The organism is Stenotrophomonas sp. SI-NJAU-1, from assembly GCF_020883215.1.
GTDB classification, from domain to species: domain Bacteria; phylum Pseudomonadota; class Gammaproteobacteria; order Xanthomonadales; family Xanthomonadaceae; genus Stenotrophomonas; species Stenotrophomonas indicatrix.
In genome coordinates, this window is sequence record NZ_CP086598.1 from 4,377,501 (window position 1) to 4,396,167 (window position 18,667).

The following is an 18,667-nucleotide window of genomic DNA, read 5'->3' on the forward strand; positions in this document are numbered from 1 at the left end:
TTGCGAGCCGCCTATTATGGCAGGCTTTTCAGCTTTGTCAACAACTTGTGAGATGAACTCGAAGCTCTTCGTGAAGTTGTTGCGTTAAGTCCAGGTCGAAACCTGAGGCTTGCAAAAAGGAAAACCCCGCTGCATGTGCAGCGGGGTTTTCGGGTATAAACCCTGGCGATGACCTACTCTCGCATGGCTTAGGCCACACTACCATCGGCGCAGCTACGTTTCACTTCCGAGTTCGGGATGGGATCGGGTGGTTCCATAGCGCTAATTTCACCAGGGAGGCGGTTGGAGTGTCGCCTGGGCGTCGTGTCCTTGCAGGGGCGGGCATGATGCTGCCTGCGATGCAAAGAGACGCGCCTGAGCGCCTGCCTCTCGTTTGGTCTTGTGACGTAGCGTGCACTTGGATCTATCGACATGTCATGTCGGCCAAGGCAACTTGAGGTTATATGGTCAAGCCTCTCGGATCATTAGTATCAGTTAGCTCAATACATTGCTGTACTTACACACCTGACCTATCAACCACGTAGTCTACATGGTTCCTTCAGGGGCTTGTGCCCCGGGAGATCTCATCTTGAGGCGCGCTTCCCGCTTAGATGCTTTCAGCGGTTATCGCTTCCGAACATAGCTACCCGGCAATGCCACTGGCGTGACAACCGGAACACCAGAGGTTCGTCCACTCCGGTCCTCTCGTACTAGGAGCAGCCCCTCTCAAATCTCCAACGCCCATGGCAGATAGGGACCGAACTGTCTCACGACGTTCTGAACCCAGCTCGCGTACCACTTTAAATGGCGAACAGCCATACCCTTGGGACCGACTACAGCCCCAGGATGTGATGAGCCGACATCGAGGTGCCAAACACCGCCGTCGATATGAACTCTTGGGCGGTATCAGCCTGTTATCCCCGGAGTACCTTTTATCCGTTGAGCGATGGCCCTTCCATACAGAACCACCGGATCACTAAGTCCTAGTTTCCTACCTGCTTGATCCGTCGATCTTGCAGTCAAGCACGCTTATGCCTTTGCACACAGTGCGCGATGTCCGACCGCGCTGAGCGTACCTTCGAGCTCCTCCGTTACTCTTTAGGAGGAGACCGCCCCAGTCAAACTACCCACCATACACGGTCCCCGACCCAGATAATGGGCCCAGGTTAGAACGTCAAGCACGACAGGGTGGTATTTCAAGGATGGCTCCACCACAGCTAGCGCCATGGTTTCATAGCCTCCCACCTATCCTACACAGACGAACTCAACGTTCAGTGTAAAGCTATAGTAAAGGTTCACGGGGTCTTTCCGTCTTGCCACGGGAACGCTGCATCTTCACAGCGATTTCAATTTCACTGAGTCTCGGGTGGAGACAGCGCCGCTGTCGTTACGCCATTCGTGCAGGTCGGAACTTACCCGACAAGGAATTTCGCTACCTTAGGACCGTTATAGTTACGGCCGCCGTTTACTGGGGCTTCGATCAAGAGCTTCGCCTTGCGGCTGACCCCATCAATTAACCTTCCAGCACCGGGCAGGCGTCACACCCTATACGTCCACTTTCGTGTTTGCAGAGTGCTGTGTTTTTGATAAACAGTCGCAGCGGCCTGGTTACTGCGACCCTCTTCAGCTATAGCTCGCACGAGCCACCAAAAAGGGTGCACCTTCTCCCGAAGTTACGGTGCCATGTTGCCTAGTTCCTTCACCCGAGTTCTCTCAAGCGCCTGAGAATTCTCATCCTACCCACCTGTGTCGGTTTACGGTACGGTCTGCGTAAGCTGAAGCTTAGGAGCTTTTCCTGGAAGCGTGGTATCAGCAACTTCGCCATAAAGGCTCGTCTCGGTGCTCGGTCTTGAAGGATCCCGGATTTGCCAAAGATCCAAACCTACCGCCTTTCCCCGGGACAACCAACGCCCGGTATGCCTAACCTTCTCCGTCCCTCCATCGCACTTACGCGAGGTGCAGGAATATTAACCTGCTTCCCATCGACTACGACTTTCGTCCTCGCCTTAGGGGCCGACTCACCCTGCGCCGATTAACGTTGCGCAAGGAAACCTTGGGCTTTCGGCGTGCGGGTTTTTCACCCGCATTATCGTTACTCATGTCAGCATTCGCACTTCCGATACCTCCAGCAGACTTCTCAATCCACCTTCAACGGCTTACGGAACGCTCCTCTACCGCGTACATATAAATATGCACACCCCAAGCTTCGGTTCTGTGCTTAGCCCCGTTAAATCTTCCCCGCAGACCGACTCGACCAGTGAGCTATTACGCTTTCTTTAAAGGGTGGCTGCTTCTAAGCCAACCTCCTGGCTGTCTGTGCCTTTCCACATGGTTTTCCACTTAGCACAAAATTTGGGACCTTAGCTGTGGGTCTGGGTTGTTTCCCTTTTCACGACGGACGTTAGCACCCGCCGTGTGTCTCCCATACAGTCCGTCTCGGTATTCGGAGTTTGCAATGGTTTGGTAAGTCGCGATGACCCCCTAGCCATAACAGTGCTCTACCCCCGAGAGGATACATATGAGGCGCTACCTAAATAGCTTTCGAGGAGAACCAGCTATCTCCGGGTTCGATTAGCTTTTCACTCCTAATCACAGCTCATCCCCGTCTTTTGCAACAGACGTGGGTTCGGGCCTCCAGTACCTGTTACGGCACCTTCACCCTGGCCATGACTAGATCACCCGGTTTCGGGTCTACTGCCCGCGACTATGCGCCCTTATCAGACTCGGTTTCCCTTCGCCTCCCCTATACGGTTAAGCTTGCCACGAACAGTAAGTCGCTGACCCATTATACAAAAGGTACGCAGTCACCCCTTGCGAGGCTCCTACTGCTTGTACGCACACGGTTTCAGGATCTATTTCACTCCCCTCTCCGGGGTTCTTTTCGCCTTTCCCTCACGGTACTGGTTCACTATCGGTCGGTCAGTAGTATTTAGCCTTGGAGGATGGTCCCCCCATGTTCAGACAGGGTTTCACGTGCCCCGCCCTACTCGTCTTCACTGAAATGGCCCTTTCAGATACAGGGCTATCACCTTCTATGGCCGCTCTTTCCAGAGCGTTTTCCTAGAACCAAATCAGCTTAAGGGCTAGTCCGCGTTCGCTCGTCGCTACTTACGGAATCTCGGTTGATTTCTTTTCCTCTGGTTACTTAGATATTTCAGTTCACCAGGTTCGCTTCCAGCAGCTATGTATTCACTGCAGGATACCCGCAAGCGGGTGGGTTTCCCCATTCGGACATTACCGGATCAAAGCTTGTTGCCAGCCCCGATACTTTTCGCAGGCTGCCACGTCCTTCATCGCCTCTGACCGCCAAGGCATCCACCGTGTGCGCTTATTCGCTTGACCATATAACCGCAAGTTGCCTCGGGTTATATATATGACCCGGGGTACAAAGCCCGGATACGAATATAACGACTCAATTAATAAGGAATCTTCCGATTCCCGCCTTAGCCTCACGACACGTCTGATAGATGTATCTCAAACGCTCGCTACGTCACAAGTTTTAAAAGAACACGTACCGGCCACAGTGCCGATGCGTATAAAGATCGATTGTATGCGTCATTCAGAGAATGGTGGGTCTGGGTAGACTCGAACTACCGACCTCACCCTTATCAGGGGTGCGCTCTAACCACCTGAGCTACAGACCCGGAAGACTCTCCGGAACAGCTTAGATGGTGGAGCCTGTCGGGATCGAACCGACGACCCCCTGCTTGCAAAGCAGGTGCTCTCCCAGCTGAGCTAAGGCCCCAAAGGGACACTCACATCGGCCTGGCCGATGCGATTCTCTGAATGCAGGTACTTTGTGAAGACGCCCGACAGGACGATGCTGTCTTTGCTCAAAAGGAGGTGATCCAGCCGCACCTTCCGATACGGCTACCTTGTTACGACTTCACCCCAGTCATCGGCCACACCGTGGCAAGCGCCCTCCCGAAGGTTAAGCTACCTGCTTCTGGTGCAACAAACTCCCATGGTGTGACGGGCGGTGTGTACAAGGCCCGGGAACGTATTCACCGCAGCAATGCTGATCTGCGATTACTAGCGATTCCGACTTCATGGAGTCGAGTTGCAGACTCCAATCCGGACTGAGATGGGGTTTCTGGGATTGGCTTACCGTCGCCGGCTTGCAGCCCTCTGTCCCCACCATTGTAGTACGTGTGTAGCCCTGGCCGTAAGGGCCATGATGACTTGACGTCATCCCCACCTTCCTCCGGTTTGTCACCGGCGGTCTCCTTAGAGTTCCCACCATTACGTGCTGGCAACTAAGGACAAGGGTTGCGCTCGTTGCGGGACTTAACCCAACATCTCACGACACGAGCCGACGACAGCCATGCAGCACCTGTGTTCGAGTTCCCGAAGGCACCAATCCATCTCTGGAAAGTTCTCGACATGTCAAGGCCAGGTAAGGTTCTTCGCGTTGCATCGAATTAAACCACATACTCCACCGCTTGTGCGGGCCCCCGTCAATTCCTTTGAGTTTCAGTCTTGCGACCGTACTCCCCAGGCGGCGAACTTAACGCGTTAGCTTCGATACTGCGTGCCAAATTGCACCCAACATCCAGTTCGCATCGTTTAGGGCGTGGACTACCAGGGTATCTAATCCTGTTTGCTCCCCACGCTTTCGTGCCTCAGTGTCAGTGTTGGTCCAGGTAGCTGCCTTCGCCATGGATGTTCCTCCCGATCTCTACGCATTTCACTGCTACACCGGGAATTCCGCTACCCTCTACCACACTCTAGTTGTCCAGTTTCCACTGCAGTTCCCAGGTTGAGCCCAGGGCTTTCACAACAGACTTAAACAACCACCTACGCACGCTTTACGCCCAGTAATTCCGAGTAACGCTTGCACCCTTCGTATTACCGCGGCTGCTGGCACGAAGTTAGCCGGTGCTTATTCTTTGGGTACCGTCATCCCAACCAGGTATTAGCCGGCTGGATTTCTTTCCCAACAAAAGGGCTTTACAACCCGAAGGCCTTCTTCACCCACGCGGTATGGCTGGATCAGGCTTGCGCCCATTGTCCAATATTCCCCACTGCTGCCTCCCGTAGGAGTCTGGACCGTGTCTCAGTTCCAGTGTGGCTGATCATCCTCTCAGACCAGCTACGGATCGTCGCCTTGGTGGGCCTTTACCCCGCCAACTAGCTAATCCGACATCGGCTCATTCAATCGCGCAAGGCCCGAAGGTCCCCTGCTTTCACCCGTAGGTCGTATGCGGTATTAGCGTAAGTTTCCCTACGTTATCCCCCACGAAAAAGTAGATTCCGATGTATTCCTCACCCGTCCGCCACTCGCCACCCAAGGAGCAAGCTCCTCTGTGCTGCCGTTCGACTTGCATGTGTTAGGCCTACCGCCAGCGTTCACTCTGAGCCAGGATCAAACTCTTCACTTAAAACTGCATTGTCCGAAGACAAAAATTTAAAGCTGCAGATGATTGATTCTGGCAACGTATCGCTTGCTTTAAAACAATTAATAGTTGCTTGATCAAACGTCTGCAAGATGGACAATCATCCTTCCTGCAGGCGCCTTCACAAGATACCTGCGCATACTTTCAAAGATCCGGGGAAGTGGCCTCAGCGCCGTTCCCGTGTGCTGCGAAGTTTCCTTCGTAGCGAGCCGCCCATTATAGCCGGCTTTTCCGCTTCGTCAACACCTTTTTTCAAGGCCGTCTCACCGAGGTGGACGTTGTTGCCGATGCTGCTTCGTCGTTGGCCCCGAAGGGCTTTCGTCGTTGCGAGCCGCCTATTATGCCGGACTTTTCGAGTCCGTCAACACCTTCGTTCGATGATCTCGTCCGGCGGTGGTTGCGTTGCTGTTCGCGTTGCCGGCTTCCGAAGAAGTCACCGCGCTGCAGCAAGGGAGCGAATTCTAGAGATCCTGCAGAATTCGTCAACACATTTTTTTCAGGAGCATGACAACGCATCGGCTGCTGCATGCACAACGGGCGTGCAACGATCACGGCGGCGTTGCCCGCGCGTTGCGCGGTCAACGCCGCAGGCGCTATCTATAGTCGGATGCATACAGGAAGGAAGACGATGGACACGACGGTACGACAGGGATGGTGGCGCGATCTTTCGATGCCGGCGATCGTCGCCGGCTTCATCACCGTGCTGGTCGGCTTCGCCAGCTCGGCGGTGATCGTGTTCCAGGCCGCTCAGGCCGTGGGTGCCGACCAGGCCCACATCGCCTCGTGGATGTGGGCGCTGGGGCTGGGCATGGGCGTGACCTGCATCGGCCTGTCACTACGCTACCGGGTGCCGGTGGTCACCGCATGGTCGACGCCCGGGGCGGCGATGCTGGTCGTCGGTGCGGGTGGCGCCTCTCTGTCCGAGGCCACCGGTGCGTTCCTGCTTGCGGCCGTGCTGGGCATGCTCGCCGGCTTCTCGGGAGTGTTCGCCCGGTTGATGAAACGCGTGCCCATGGCCCTGGCCGCCGGCATGCTGGCCGGTGTACTGCTGCGCTTCGGGCTGGACGTGTTCGTGGCGATGAATACCCAGCGCGTGCTGGCATTGGCCATGTTCGCTACGTGGCTGCTGGGCCGCCGCCTGTTCCCCCGCTATGCGGTGATCGCCACCCTGCTGGTCGGCATCGCCATCGCTGCCAGCCAGGGTCTGCTGCATGCACAGCAGGTGCACCTGCAACTGGCGGTACCGCAATGGGTCACTCCCTCGCTGTCGTGGACGGCGATGGTCGGCATCGCCCTGCCCCTGTTCGTGGTCACCATGGCGTCGCAGAACATTCCCGGTGTGGCGGTGATGCGCGCCTCCGGCTACGACGCGCCGGTGTCACCGGTGATCGGCTGGATCGGCGTGGTCAACACGCTGCTGGCGCCCTTCGGTGCCTACGCATTGAACCTGGCCGCCATCACCGCGGCGATCTGCATGGGCCGTGATGCCCACGAAGACCCGGCACGGCGCTACACGGCGGCGATGGCGGCTGGCGCCTTCTATATCGTCATCGGCCTGTTCGGGGCCACCGTAGCGGCCCTGTTCGCTGCCTTTCCCAAGGAACTGGTGGCCTGTGTGGCCGGCATCGCCCTGTTCGGCACCATCGGCAACAGCCTGGCCAGCGCATTGGCAGTGGAGCGCGACCGCGAGGCCGCGCTGGTCACTTTCCTGGTGACCGCCTCGGGCATGACGCTGGCCGGTGTCGGTTCTGCGTTCTGGGGCCTGGTCGCCGGAACGCTCTGCCTGTGGGTGCTGCGGCCGCAGCGGGCTGGCTGAAGGGATCAGCCGGTCAACACGGCACCGAGGATACCCAGGCCGACGGAAACGGCAATGGCGATCACCGCGCCGGTCACGCTGGTGTCGCCACGTGCCGCCAGCGTACTGCGCACCGCAGCTTCATCGTCGCGGTTGAGCGCCTCGGCACGCGCGATCTCCCGCTGGCAGTGGTGCAGGTACCAGCTGTTGGCGAGGACACCCACGGCGATGCTGATACCCAGGTCGATCACCAGTGACAGGGCATCAGGCACATCGAGGAACGCCTCGATCACGCTGGAAGCCAGCAGTACGCCAACCCAGATGGCGGCCATGCGATACATCTTCCGGTACATCATCCAGATCACGCCAAACAGGAAGCCCGGCCAGTGCCAGGTGCCTGCCGCGTTCGCGGTGCCCTGATCCAGGCGCCAGCGCTTGCGGTAGATCGGGAAGTTGCCGCCGACAACGGCTGCATACAGCGCCATCCGGCCAGTCAGTCCGGCGCCCAGTGGAACGGCATCGGGCGTGGCGGGCGCAGCCGGTGCGCGGTAGGGATCATCGCTGGCCGCTATGGCAACGGCAGCCTCACCGACAGGCGGCGCTGCCCAGCCATCTGCGATACCGCTGGCGTCCGCCGCTGGCGTTGCCGTCGACTGCAGCGCCTGCAATGGCTGCCAGCCAGCCATGCCCTCGCACCAGAGCAGGGTGTGACCGGCGATGACACCGTCCTGCTGCAGCTTCTGCAGGCCGGCCAGGTCCACTGGACCTTCACTCCTGCCATTTCGAGCGTAATACCACTGTGCTTCCTGCATTGAAGATCGTCCTGTGTCGGCGTTGTGCGGGTTACAGAGATGCGCTGGACAGTGTCTGCACCAGCGTGTGGCGACCGCCAGGGGCCACGGTGACCACATCGGGGCCGGCGTTGGCCGCTTCCAGGCAGACATAGTCGCGCCAGCCATCGCCGACATCGGCCATCTTCGCGGCGGCTTCGGCGCCAGGGTTCCATGCCACCAGCGAGCGGCTGCCTTCGGTGCGGAGGTCGATGCGGCGCTTGAGTACCGGATCGCGCAGCACATAGTGCCCGCCGGCCTGGGTGTAGATGCGGTCGCTGCGGCCCGGGTCGCGCGGGTCGCGCAGCGACCAGGGGCCCTGCTGGCGGCGCGGCTGGGCGTAGTTCTCGAACTTGTCGAGATAGTCCAGGCCGTCGACGCCGTCGACATCGACCTTGCTGGCGTCACCGACACGGAAGTAGTTGTGCAGCGCCTGGGTGATGGTGGCCGGAGCCTTGCCGGTATTCTCGGTGACCAGCTGCTGGCGCAGTTCACGGCCGACACGGACGGTCATGGTCAGGCGCAGGCCGAGGTTGTCCAACGCCGGCGGGGCCAGGGTCAGCTCGATGCTGCCATCGTCGAGCCGCCGCGCCTGCTGCAGTTCCCAGGGCAGGGTGCGCACGAAACCGTGGGCGGGCACGTCGTCGCCCTGCCCCTGGCGGCCGAAGTAGGGCCAGCACACCGGGCTGCCGCCACGGATCGGCGTGGGCAGCGCAGCACGCTTGGGCGAGAGCCACATCACATCGGGCTGGCCCTTGGGCACGAACGAGAGGAGTTGGCCGCCGAACACGCTGATCGCGGCGGTGGCCTGGGGAGTTTCCACCAGCCAGGCGTCGAGTCCTTGGAACTGGCCACTGCTGACACCCTGGATCTGTTGCACGCTGGATCGACTCCGGATGGCCGGCGACTGCACGGCACTGTAGTTGTTGGGAAGGCTGAAGCGGGTCGGCGCGGCTGGCGCCTGTGCCTGCGGTTGTGCCTGCAGCGCGCGCAGGATGCGCTGGCCGGCGCGACCGTCGGCGTCGGCCCATCCGAGCCGACGCTGCTCGACCTGGATGGCGCGACGACTGGCGGTACCGATCATGCCATCGGCGGCGCCGATGTCATGGCCACGCGCGAGCAGCAGGGTCTGCAGCTGGCGGCGCTCGTCGCGGCCAAGGCCAGGATCATCGGTTGGCCAGGCGGTGACCAGGCCGTTGCTGCCACGCAGGCGGTCCGCCAGGGTGGCGATGGCCAGCGCATAGCTCTCGGCCGCGTTGTAACTGTAGATCGCGTCGTAATTGCGGAACACCAGCAGCGCCGGGCCTTTTGTCCCGGACGGCAGCAGCAGCGCGGCGCGTGCATCGGCGGGCAGGCCGGACGGTGCCAGCGCGCTGCCGTCCAGGCCGGTCACGCCCAGTGCGCGCCAGTCGGCCAGTGACCGGCGCTGGGTGCGGCCCGCCTGGCTGGCGTTGAAACCGGCGGGGACACGGACTTCCATGCCCCAGGGTTCGCCGGTTCGCCAGCCGGCGCGCTTCAGATAGTTGGCGGTGGAAGCCAATGCATCGGGAATGCTGCCGACCAGATCGCGGCGACCGTCGCCATCACCATCAACGGCAATGCGTGCGTAAGTGCTGGGCATGAACTGGGTGTGGCCGAAGGCACCGGCCCAGGAACCGGTCAGGCCCTGCGCCTGCAGGTCGCCCTGGTCGATGAGCTTGATCAGCGCCAGCAGTTCGCCGCGGAAGAAGGGCTGCCGGCGGCCGGCACAGGACAGCGTGGCCAGCGACTGCAGCAGCGGGCGTTTGCCGAACACGCGGCCGTAGTCGCTCTCCACACCCCATACGGCGACGATGGTGACTGGATCGACGCCGTACTGCGCCGATACGCGCTGAAGCAGGTCACGGTGCTGCTGCAGCATGGCGCGACCGTCGTCCACGCGCTGGCGATCGACCAGTGCGGCCAGGTAGTCCCAGATCGGCGTGGTGAACTCCGGCTGCGCATCGAGCAGCGGCAGCACGGTAGGGTCGGGCTGCAATCCGGCGGTGATCGCAGTGAAGCGGTCAGCGGCAATGCCCTGGCTGGCGGCCGTCGCCTGCAGGCCCGCCATGCAGCGGGCAAACGCGGGATCAGCGGTTGCCGTTGCTGCCGGCGGCGCGGCCGCTGGCATGGCAAGCGCGGCGGCCAGGCCGAGCGTGGTCAGAATGGGCATGGCGTCCTCCGTGTTGCCGGTGCTGAAGCCATGGTAACGCGGAGGGAGAGCAAGGTTGGTCCAGATTGCCGGCCAGCAGCCGGTACTACCTGTGCCTAGGGTGCGGGGCGCAGGAGGCGCAGCCCATAGGCGGGATCGTCCGCGTTCCAGGATGCCGCCACCTCCAGCCCTGCCTGCTGCAGCAGGTGGCCGAAGCTGGCGTCGGTGTACTTGTGGCTGTACTCCACCCGGATCGGTTCGCCAGCGCTGAAGTGGAAGGTGCGGCCGTCTAGATGGACGTCCTGCTCGCGCTGGCTGACCAGATCGGTTTCGATGCGCAGGCGTGCGGTGCTGTAACGGGCCTGGTGACGGAAGCCGTCGAGGTCGAAATCGCTGCCGACCTCCCGGTTCAGGCGCGCCAGCAGGTTCAGGGTGAAGGCGGCGGTGATGCCATCGGCGTCGTTGTAGGCGGCTTCGATCAGTGCCGGGTCCTTGTGCAGATCGATACCGACCAGGGCCAGGCCGTGCTTGCCCATGGTCTGGCGCATTGCGCGCAGCAGGGCGATCGCGTCCTCATCGGCGAAGTTGCCCAGCGTGGAGCCGGGGAAGAACAGCAGCCGGCGCGCGGCGGGCCGCTCCGGCGCAGGGACCTGCACAGGGCGGGTGAAGTCGGCACACACCGGCAGCATTTCCACGTCCGGCAGCGCAGGGGCAAGGTGGTCGATGCTGGACAACAACGCCGCGCGCGAGATCTCGATGGGCGTATAGGCCACCGGATCCTGCAGGGCAGCCAGCAGGCGGGCGGTCTTGCGGCCGCTGCCGCTGCCCAGTTCGACCACATGCACGCGCGGCCCCACCGCCTGCGCGATCGCCGGCAGCACCCGGTCCAGCAGGGCCAGTTCGGTGCGTGTGGGGTAGTACTCCCGCGTGTGGGTGATCTGTTCGAACAGGCGCGAGCCGCGCGCGTCGTAGAAATACTTGGAAGGCAGCTGACGTGAGGCCTGCGACAGCCCCGCTACGACGTCGGCAAGAATCTGCTGGCGGCCGGGGGTAAGGTCGGTCAGCGCCTGCAGCGCATCCTGGACGGTACTCATGAAAGATCCCTTGCCAGGCGCAGGCCTGAGAACTGCCAACGCGCCGGTGGCATGAAGAAGTTGCGGTAGCTGGCCCGTACATGGCCGCGCGGCGTGGCGCAGCTGCCTCCGCGCAGGACCCACTGGCCACACATGAATTTGCCGTTGTATTCGCCGAGGTTGCCGGCGAAGGGACGGAAGCCGGGATAGGCGCCATAGGCGCTGCTGGTCCATTCCCACACGTCGCCGAACAACTGGCGCAGTCCGTCGCCCTGCCCTGCCCTCGGGTGCAGATGGTCGTCGTCGGCGAAGTGGCCTTCGACAGGCTGCGAGGCGGCGGCCGCCTCCCATTCGAATTCGGTGGGCAGGCGGGCGCCGGCCCAGCGTGCGCAGGCATCGGCTTCGTAGTAACTGAGATGACAGACCGGCGCATGCGGATCGAGCTCACGCCAGCCACCCAGGGTGAACTCGCGCAGCAGGTCGTCATCCCAGTACAGCGGATGCTGCCACTGCTCGGCCTCGCGCAGCGCCCAGCCTTCGCTCAGCCACCAGCGCGGATCGCGGTAGCCGCCGGCGTCGATGAAGGCGCGGTACTCGGCGTTGCTGAGCGGACGCTCAGCGATGGCATGCGCGGGAAGCAGCATGCGATGCACGGGCGATTCATTGTCATAGGCGAAGGCTGCGTGCTGCGGCCAGGCGGACGCACCGATGCTGACGATGCGTTCGCCCTGTTCGACCCACCCCTGCGTGCCGAGGGCGCTGACGGCGATGGGCAGGTCTTCGCGGTACGGCGGCTGCAGCGGATTGCACCAGAAGGCGTGCTTGATGTCGGTGAGCAGCAGCTCCTGGTGCTGTTGTTCGTGCTGCAACCCAAGCTGCAGGTGCTGCAGGGCGTCGCTGCCGAGATCGCCGTCGCGCAGTCCTGCCAGCACCTGCTCATCCACATGCTGGCGGTAGGCGTGGACCTGCTGCAGCGAGGGCCGCGACAGCAATCCGCGCTGTGGCCGTGCGTGGGCGGGGCCGAGGCTTTTGTAATAACTGTTGAACAGATAGTCCCAGGCCGGATCCCAGGGTGTGTAGCCGGGCTGGCTGGCCAGCACGAAGCGCTCGAAGAACCAGGTGGTGTGGGCCAGGTGCCACTTGGCCGGGCTGGCGTCGGCCATGCTCTGCAGCAGGGCGTCTTCCGGGCTGAGGGGTGCGGCCAGCTGCACGCTGCGGCCCCGCACATGGGTGAAGTGGCGGGCGAGGTCACGCTGCGGGGCAGCGACGGCGGCGGGTACGCTGTCCATGCGACCAGCTTCGACCGCGGGCGGTGAGCGCAATGTCATGGCCCGGTGCCGCGGTGTTCACATCAGGCTGCGCGTATTCAAGAAGGACGCTGCTGCGCCGCTAACGGCAGTGCTGCGGCCGCGTCGTGACCGCGCTGGAATTCCGTGTGTCCCGTCATCCGCTTCGACAGCCTGCGCACTATCTGTTCGTGCTGCCCGCCTTGCTGGTCGCACTGGTGCTGTGGGCAAGCCTGCAAAGCGATGATGTCGGCCGCGCGGGGCAGCGCATCCTGCCGTGGTTGCTGGCCTGCCTGGGTGCAGGGCTGGCGCTGCTGTACAACCAGGTACGCACGCTGTGCCTGTTGCTGCTGGTGGCGCTGGCCTTCGCGGTGCTGCACCAGGACCTTGGGCACTACCTGCGCGAGGGCCGGGTGACGGCGTTGACGCCACTGCGCTTCCACGCGATCTCGACCTGGCTGCCGTTGCTGTTCGCCATCCATGCGTTGTGGCCGGAACGTGGTCGCCGCCGCCAGGACCTGCTGCTGAGGGCCACGACCAGTGGTGTTGCGGTGGCGATCTTCATCCTGCTTGCCGCGCAGCAGCCACAGGGCATGCACGACCTGCTGTCGAACCGGCACTTCCCCTGGATTCCGAGCGACTGGAACGCGCTGGCGCAGCTGCCTGCCGTGCTGTTCCTGCTGGCCACCGCTGCGCTGGGATGGCAGGCGTGGCGCCAGCCGCGGCCGCTGCATACGGCGATGCTGCTGGCCCTGCTGTGCCTGTGGTGGATGCTGCCGCGGATCTTCCTGCAGCCGGTGCTGCTGCCGGCGCTGAGCGTAGCGGCGCTGCTGCTGATGCTGGGCGCGACCCTGCAGGAGTCCTTCCACATGGCCTTCGGCGACGAGCTGACCGGCCTGCCCGGTCGCCGTGCATTCAACGAGACCCTCAAGCGCACCACCGGCACCTACAGCATCGCGATGATCGATGTGGATCATTTCAAGAAATTCAACGACACCCACGGCCACGACACCGGCGATGACGTGCTGAAACTGGTGGCTTCGCGGTTGTCGCGGGTCGGCGACGGCGGCCGTGCGTTCCGTTATGGCGGCGAGGAATTCGCCGTGGTTTTCCTCGACCGCCCGGCATCGGCCTGCGTGGATGCGGTGGAGGCGCTGCGACAGGGCATCGAGCAGAGCCGCATGCAACTGCGCGACCGCAGCACGCGCACCCGCGACGATACGCTCGGCCAGCAGCAGCGCGGGCGCGGCGGTGGCGGTGCGGTGGTGCAGGTAACCGTCAGCATCGGCCTGGCCGACAGCCGGGTCGACCGGCGCCCTGCCGGGGTGATCAAAGCGGCCGACCAGGCGCTGTATGCGGCCAAGGAGGAAGGCCGCAACCGCGTGTGCGCGCATGGCGGCCAGCGCGTGCTGGCCGTGCGCGGCAGCCACGCTCAGACGGCGTCGAGGTAGTACCAGCGGCCCTCGATCCGCAGGAAGCGGCTGTGCTCGGTCATTTTCACCGCGCTGCCGCCGCCGACGCGGTAGCGGGCGGTGAAGCGGACCTCGGCGCTGTCGCTGCCGGTCACCTGGTGGTCCTGCACGGTCAGGCCCAGCCATTGGGTGCGCTGGCCGGGGGCATCATCGAGCGACAGTTCTGCCGGACGGGTGTCCGGGTGCCAGGTGGCACGCAGGTAGTCCGGCAAGTGGCGCACATAGGCGCTGTAACGCGAGCGCATCAGACGCTCGGCATCCGGCGCGGCGTCACCGGCATGGAAGCGCCCGCAGCAGGCGGCGTAGTCGGCGGCCAGGCCACAGGGACAGGGATCGGGGGCGGTTCGGCTCATGCGGGTATTGTCGCGTGGGCGGCGACAATGTGACAGGCGTATGCTGTCGCGCCCCCACTTCGATCGATCGCCGTGCTGGAACTGATTCCTCCTGAGTTGTGGTGGCTGGTGGTGATCGCCTTCATTGCCGGCCTGGTCGATGCAGCCGTGGGCGGGGGCGGACTGGTGCAGCTGCCCGGCCTGTTCACGGTACTGCCGCAGCAGACCCCGGCGATGCTGTTTGGCACCAACAAGTTCAGCTCGATGTTCGGCACCGGCGCAGCGGCATGGCGCTATGCGCGCAACGTGCGCTTCCCGTGGAAGCCGGTGCTGTTCGCCGCCGGTACGGCCTTCGTGTTCTCCTTCCTTGGCGCTACGGCGGTCAGCCTGTTGCCCAAGGACGCAGTGCGGCCACTGGTGCTGGTGCTGCTGGTGGCGATGCTGGCCTACACGCTGTGGAAGAAGGACTTCGGCGCGCTGCACCGGCCGCAGGAGATTGGCCGCCGCGAGCTGGTGATCGCGCTGGCGATCGGTGCGGCGATCGGCTTCTACGATGGCTTCTTCGGGCCCGGCACCGGCAGCTTCCTGATCTTCCTGTTCGTGCGCTTCTTCGGGCTGGACTTCCTGCGTGCGTCGGCCGCGTCGAAAGTGGTGAACCTGGCGACGAACGTGGCGGCGATCTCGTTCTTCGTACCGACCGGCAACATCCTGTGGCTGTTCGCGCTGCCGATGGCGGCGGCCAACATCATCGGTTCGGTGGTGGGCACGCGGTTGGCGCTGAAGGGCGGCACGCCGTTCATCCGCAAACTGTTCGTGGGCCTGGTGGTGGTGCTGATCGCGCGGATGGCGTGGGATACGTTCCGTAGTCCGTGAATGCGATGGCCGGCCAGCGGCCGGCACTACCACTGACCCGGTAGGTGCCAACCTTGGTTGGCACGGCGTTTCCAGGGAGATCAGGCTTCGGCTTCTTCCGGTTCGTCGGCCTGCTGGCGGCTGCGCTCCGGCAGCTTCAGGCGCTTGCCTTCTTCGTCGTACTCGATGAGCAGCACGCCCGAATCGTGGCGACCACTGATCTCGACGAAGCAGGCGCCACCGATGAACGGTTCCAGCGTCATCACCGATTTCAGCGGGGTGGCCACCACCATCTGGAAACCGAAGTTGTCGAAGATGTTCATCGCCAGCGCGGTGAACTCGTTGTCGGCCTTGTCGAAGGCCTCGTCGAGCACGACTGCGGCGTAGCTGGGCAGCTGGCTGTCGGCGCCGCCAAGCTGGTAGCGCAGTGCCGCGGCCAGGCAGGTGGTGGCCAGCTTCTGCCGCTGGCCGCCGGATTTGCCGGCGCCGCTGCGGTAGATCTCGACCTGCTGGCGCGTTTCCACATCCAGCTCCACGCCGATGAACTCCACGTGCAGGCGCACGTCCAGCACCACTTCGCGCCAGCGCTTGTCTTCGCCTTCCTGCGAGCCGAGGCGGTTGACCAGCTGGCGCAGGACGGTGAACTGGGTTTCAGCCAGGTCGCGCTGCTCGGTCTGCTGCTGCGACAACACTTCGCGCAGCTGCTGGTGGAACTCCTGCACTTCCGGCAGGCGCCGGTCGTTCAGTTCGATGGTCAGCAGGGTGCCACGGTTGAAGGGCACCTGCTCCAGGCTGGCGTTGACTTCGTCCAGGCGCTGGCCGATCGACTTGCGGGCCTCGGCGCTGTGCCGCTGCAGCGCGAGCAGGTTGTTCTTGCTCTGGTTCTGCAGCAGGTCGAAGAAGCGTTCTTCGTGCTGCGGCAGGCCGTCGCGTTCAAGGCGTTCGAGTCGGGCCAGGAAATCCTCGGCCGAGGCCACCGACACGGTGAAGTCGCCCGATTCTTCCGGCCACTGCTGGATGAAGCGACGGAAGCAGCCCAGCAGCAGGTTCTCGACACGGTTGACCTCCTGCTGCGATGACGACAGCTGTTCGTTCAGCGCGTTGCTGACCTGGCGCATGTGCGCTTCCAGCGTTTCCAGGCTGAGCGGGCCCTGCTCCTGCAGGCGCTCGGCCAGGCCGGCTTCCTGGTCTTCGGCCAGCGCTGGCAGGACCAGTGCCCGGCTCTGCTGGCGGGCACGGTCCAGGCGGTCGCGTTCGCGCACCAGCTGGCCGCGCTCGACGCGGGTGTCTTCGTAAGTGCGGCGGGCCTGCTCGATATCGGCGCGGGTGGCGTCGATCTGCTGGGCGATCCTGGCCAGGTCGGCATTGCCTTCGCGCAGGGCGTGCAGGCTGGCCTCGATGTCGGCCAGGCGCTGCTGCGGCGCGGCGACGTCGATTTCGTTCCAGCTGATGCCGACCAGCTGGTGGCATGCCAGGCGACGTTCGTTGTCGCGGTCACGCTGGCTGCGCAGGCGCGCGATGTCTGTATCGCAGCTGGCGATACGGGCGGCCAGCTCCTGGGCTTCCTTCTCGAAAACGGCGAGCTTGTCGCGGTTGCTGAAGCCCAGCAGCCAGCGGCGGCGATCATTGACCGCACTGCGGTCGTCCTTCTCGAAGCGATCGCCCGGATGCTTGACCTGGCCTTCGCGGGTGATGCCGCGGTCGACGTTGCGCAGCTGCTTGGCGTCCACGCATTCGTAGTCGAAGCGCTTGCCCAGCTCGCGACGCAGCCAGCTTTCGAACACGTGATCGCGCAGTTCCAGCTTGTGCAGCAGCGACCTGGCGGACGGTTCGCGGGCGAACGCATCATCATTGCGACGCACACGGTAGTAGGTGAAGCGCATCCCCAGATGGGTGCGGTTCACCCATTCGGCGACGTCGTTGTAGTGCTTGTCATCGACCAGCAGCGATTGCGCGAAACCACCGAGCACGCGCTCGATCGCGCCCTGCCAGCTCTGCTCTTCCGAGCGGACCTGGATCAGCTCGCCGACGAACGGCAGGGCCGCTTCGGAGATGCCGGTTTCTTCGGCCAGGCGTGCGCGCAGCTTCTGCATCGGTGCCGGAATGCTGGAGGGCGTGCGCTGCATCGCCTCCAGTTCGCCGCGCACTTCGGAGAAGCGCCGCTCGTCGTCGCGCTTGCCGCCCAGCCGTTCGCTGATGGCATCGTCCAGGGCGCTCGACGCGCGCTGACGGTCTTCAAGTTCGGACTGCGCCTGCTCAAGCAGCTCGGCGAAGCCATGTGCATCCTCGGGCAACGCGGCCTGCAGCTTCTGTGCGGCGTCACGTGCCTGTGCCTGCTTGGCCAGGCGGCGATCACGTTCGGCTTCGGCGCGGCCCTGCTCGCGTTCCAGTTCCTCGATGCGCTCACCACCCTGCTGGCGGCGCTGCAGTTCCAGCTCGGCCAGGCGCTCGGTGTGGTTGTCCAGCGCCGCGCGACGCTGCGCTTCTTCGCCCAGCAGGCCACGATCGCGCGTATCCATCTCGCGCAGGCGCGCTTCGATCAGCAACTGACGGCGGCTCTCGCGGAAGCTGTCGATGCCGAGCTTGAGCGCTTCGTCGTCGCCGCGACGGCGGCTCATCGCCTGCAGGTCACGGTAGTGGTCGCGCGCCGGCTGCAGGGTTTCAACCTGACGCCGCGCGGTGACCACGGCCTGGTGCGCGCCATCGAGTTCGGCGAAGTCGCTGACCAGTCGTTCGGCGGCGTCGAAGGTCTTCGGCGTGTCGAGCATGAAGTCGCGCAGGAAGACGTTCAGGTCACCCAGGTTCTTCGCCGACTGCGTCTTGTGCAGCAGCCGCAGCGCCATCTCGTTGTCGATGCCGAGCAGGTGGCGGAAGCGTTCGGCATAGCCGGAGAACGTGTCGAAGTGATGGACGTCGGCCAGCTTCTGCTTGAGCTTGCGCAGGTCCAGATCGAAGCCGCCCAGATCCTTGGCGATGTCGAACGGGCGCTCGGCGATCATGTAGTGCTTGCGCACGTCACCGGCGGAGGTGCTGCTGCCGGCGATCCAGAGCAGGCGCACCAGGCTGACCACGCGGCCGTCGCCGGCGCGGTACTCCAGCACCAGCGCGGTCCAGGTCGCGCCCTTGCGCAGGTACTGGGTGGCGATTTCACCGGTGCCACTGTCCTGCTGGTCGGCCCACGCGCCGCGCACGTAGGACACCAGGTTGCGGTCGCGGCCGCTGCGTTCGGCTTCACGCGCTGCGGCGTTGAAGTCGACGATGGCCGGTGGCGTCAGCAGTGCGGACATGGCGTCGAGCAGGGTCGACTTGCCCGAACCGGAGCGGCCGACGAACAGGAAGCCGCGCTCGGCGATCGGCACTTCGGTCAGGCCGTTGAAGGTGCCCCAGTTGTGCACCTGCAGGCGACGCATGCGGAACTGCTGCAGACGCGGGTCCGGCAGGCCTTCGTTGAACAGGGCGGGAGTGTGCTTGGAAATGGCCAT

General features: G+C 63.4%; 9 protein-coding genes, 2 tRNA genes and 3 rRNA genes. 3 read left to right on the plus strand and 11 right to left on the minus strand.

Translation table 11 applies throughout. The annotated features are described in order from the left end of the window. Positions 1 to 160: 160 nt before the first annotated feature. The 5 genes from rrf to LMF57_RS19900 form a co-directional block, all read right to left on the minus strand. Positions 161 to 275 (minus strand): 5S ribosomal RNA (gene rrf, locus LMF57_RS19880). 168 nt (positions 276 to 443) lie between these two features. After that, positions 444 to 3,321: ribosomal RNA gene (locus LMF57_RS19885) — 23S ribosomal RNA — on the minus strand. A gap of 225 nt (positions 3,322 to 3,546) precedes the next feature. Continuing rightward, a tRNA-Ile gene (locus LMF57_RS19890) sits at positions 3,547 to 3,623 on the minus strand. A 25-nt stretch (positions 3,624 to 3,648) separates the two neighbouring features. Further along, a tRNA-Ala gene (locus LMF57_RS19895) sits at positions 3,649 to 3,724 on the minus strand. Between the two features lie 91 nt (positions 3,725 to 3,815). Further along, a 16S ribosomal RNA gene (locus LMF57_RS19900) occupies positions 3,816 to 5,360 on the minus strand. Together the 16S, 23S and 5S rRNA genes with 2 tRNA genes alongside form the textbook arrangement of a ribosomal RNA operon. 643 nt (positions 5,361 to 6,003) lie before the next feature. On the opposite strand from LMF57_RS19900, the gene LMF57_RS19905 reads away from it, so the two are divergent. Next, positions 6,004 to 7,191, plus strand: a complete 1,188-nt coding sequence (locus tag LMF57_RS19905) for a benzoate/H(+) symporter BenE family transporter (RefSeq protein ID WP_229290460.1) — start codon at positions 6,004 to 6,006, stop codon at positions 7,189 to 7,191. 5 nt (positions 7,192 to 7,196) lie between these two features. Here the strand turns inward: LMF57_RS19905 and LMF57_RS19910 are convergent, their stop codons facing one another. The 4 genes from LMF57_RS19910 to egtB form a co-directional block, all read right to left on the minus strand. Beyond that, positions 7,197 to 7,982: a DUF2628 domain-containing protein gene (locus LMF57_RS19910; RefSeq protein ID WP_229290461.1), complete on the minus strand. Its 786-nt coding sequence runs from the start codon at positions 7,980 to 7,982 to the stop codon at positions 7,197 to 7,199. A gap of 31 nt (positions 7,983 to 8,013) precedes the next feature. Then, the gene (locus LMF57_RS19915) at positions 8,014 to 10,149 is read right to left on the minus strand and encodes a lytic murein transglycosylase (RefSeq protein WP_229291415.1); all 2,136 of its coding nucleotides are present in this window, start codon (positions 10,147 to 10,149) and stop codon (positions 8,014 to 8,016) included. A gap of 137 nt (positions 10,150 to 10,286) precedes the next feature. After that, a complete protein-coding gene (gene egtD, locus LMF57_RS19920; protein ID WP_229290462.1) occupies positions 10,287 to 11,264 on the minus strand; it encodes an L-histidine N(alpha)-methyltransferase in 978 nt (325 codons plus the stop codon). Continuing rightward, on the minus strand, positions 11,261 to 12,532 hold the full coding sequence (gene egtB, locus LMF57_RS19925) for an ergothioneine biosynthesis protein EgtB (protein ID WP_229290463.1): 1,272 nt from the start codon (positions 12,530 to 12,532) through the stop codon (positions 11,261 to 11,263). Before egtB ends, egtD begins: the two co-directional genes overlap by 4 nt. Positions 12,533 to 12,678: 146 nt before the next feature. On the opposite strand from egtB, the gene LMF57_RS19930 reads away from it, so the two are divergent. Next, positions 12,679 to 13,980, plus strand: a complete 1,302-nt coding sequence (locus LMF57_RS19930) for a GGDEF domain-containing protein (RefSeq protein ID WP_229290464.1) — start codon at positions 12,679 to 12,681, stop codon at positions 13,978 to 13,980. On the opposite strand, the gene LMF57_RS19935 is transcribed toward LMF57_RS19930, so the two are convergent. Beyond that, positions 13,962 to 14,354, minus strand: a complete 393-nt coding sequence (locus tag LMF57_RS19935) for a YchJ family metal-binding protein (RefSeq protein ID WP_117311783.1) — start codon at positions 14,352 to 14,354, stop codon at positions 13,962 to 13,964. The two genes, LMF57_RS19930 and LMF57_RS19935, sit on opposite strands and share 19 nt — an antisense overlap. A 72-nt stretch (positions 14,355 to 14,426) precedes the next feature. On the opposite strand from LMF57_RS19935, the gene LMF57_RS19940 reads away from it, so the two are divergent. Continuing rightward, positions 14,427 to 15,206, plus strand: a complete 780-nt coding sequence (locus tag LMF57_RS19940) for a TSUP family transporter (RefSeq protein WP_117311784.1) — start codon at positions 14,427 to 14,429, stop codon at positions 15,204 to 15,206. Between the two features lie 80 nt (positions 15,207 to 15,286). Here LMF57_RS19940 and LMF57_RS19945 read toward each other — a convergent pair whose 3' ends face one another. Beyond that, on the minus strand, positions 15,287 to 18,667 hold the full coding sequence (locus LMF57_RS19945) for an ATP-binding protein (RefSeq protein WP_229290465.1): 3,381 nt from the start codon (positions 18,665 to 18,667) through the stop codon (positions 15,287 to 15,289).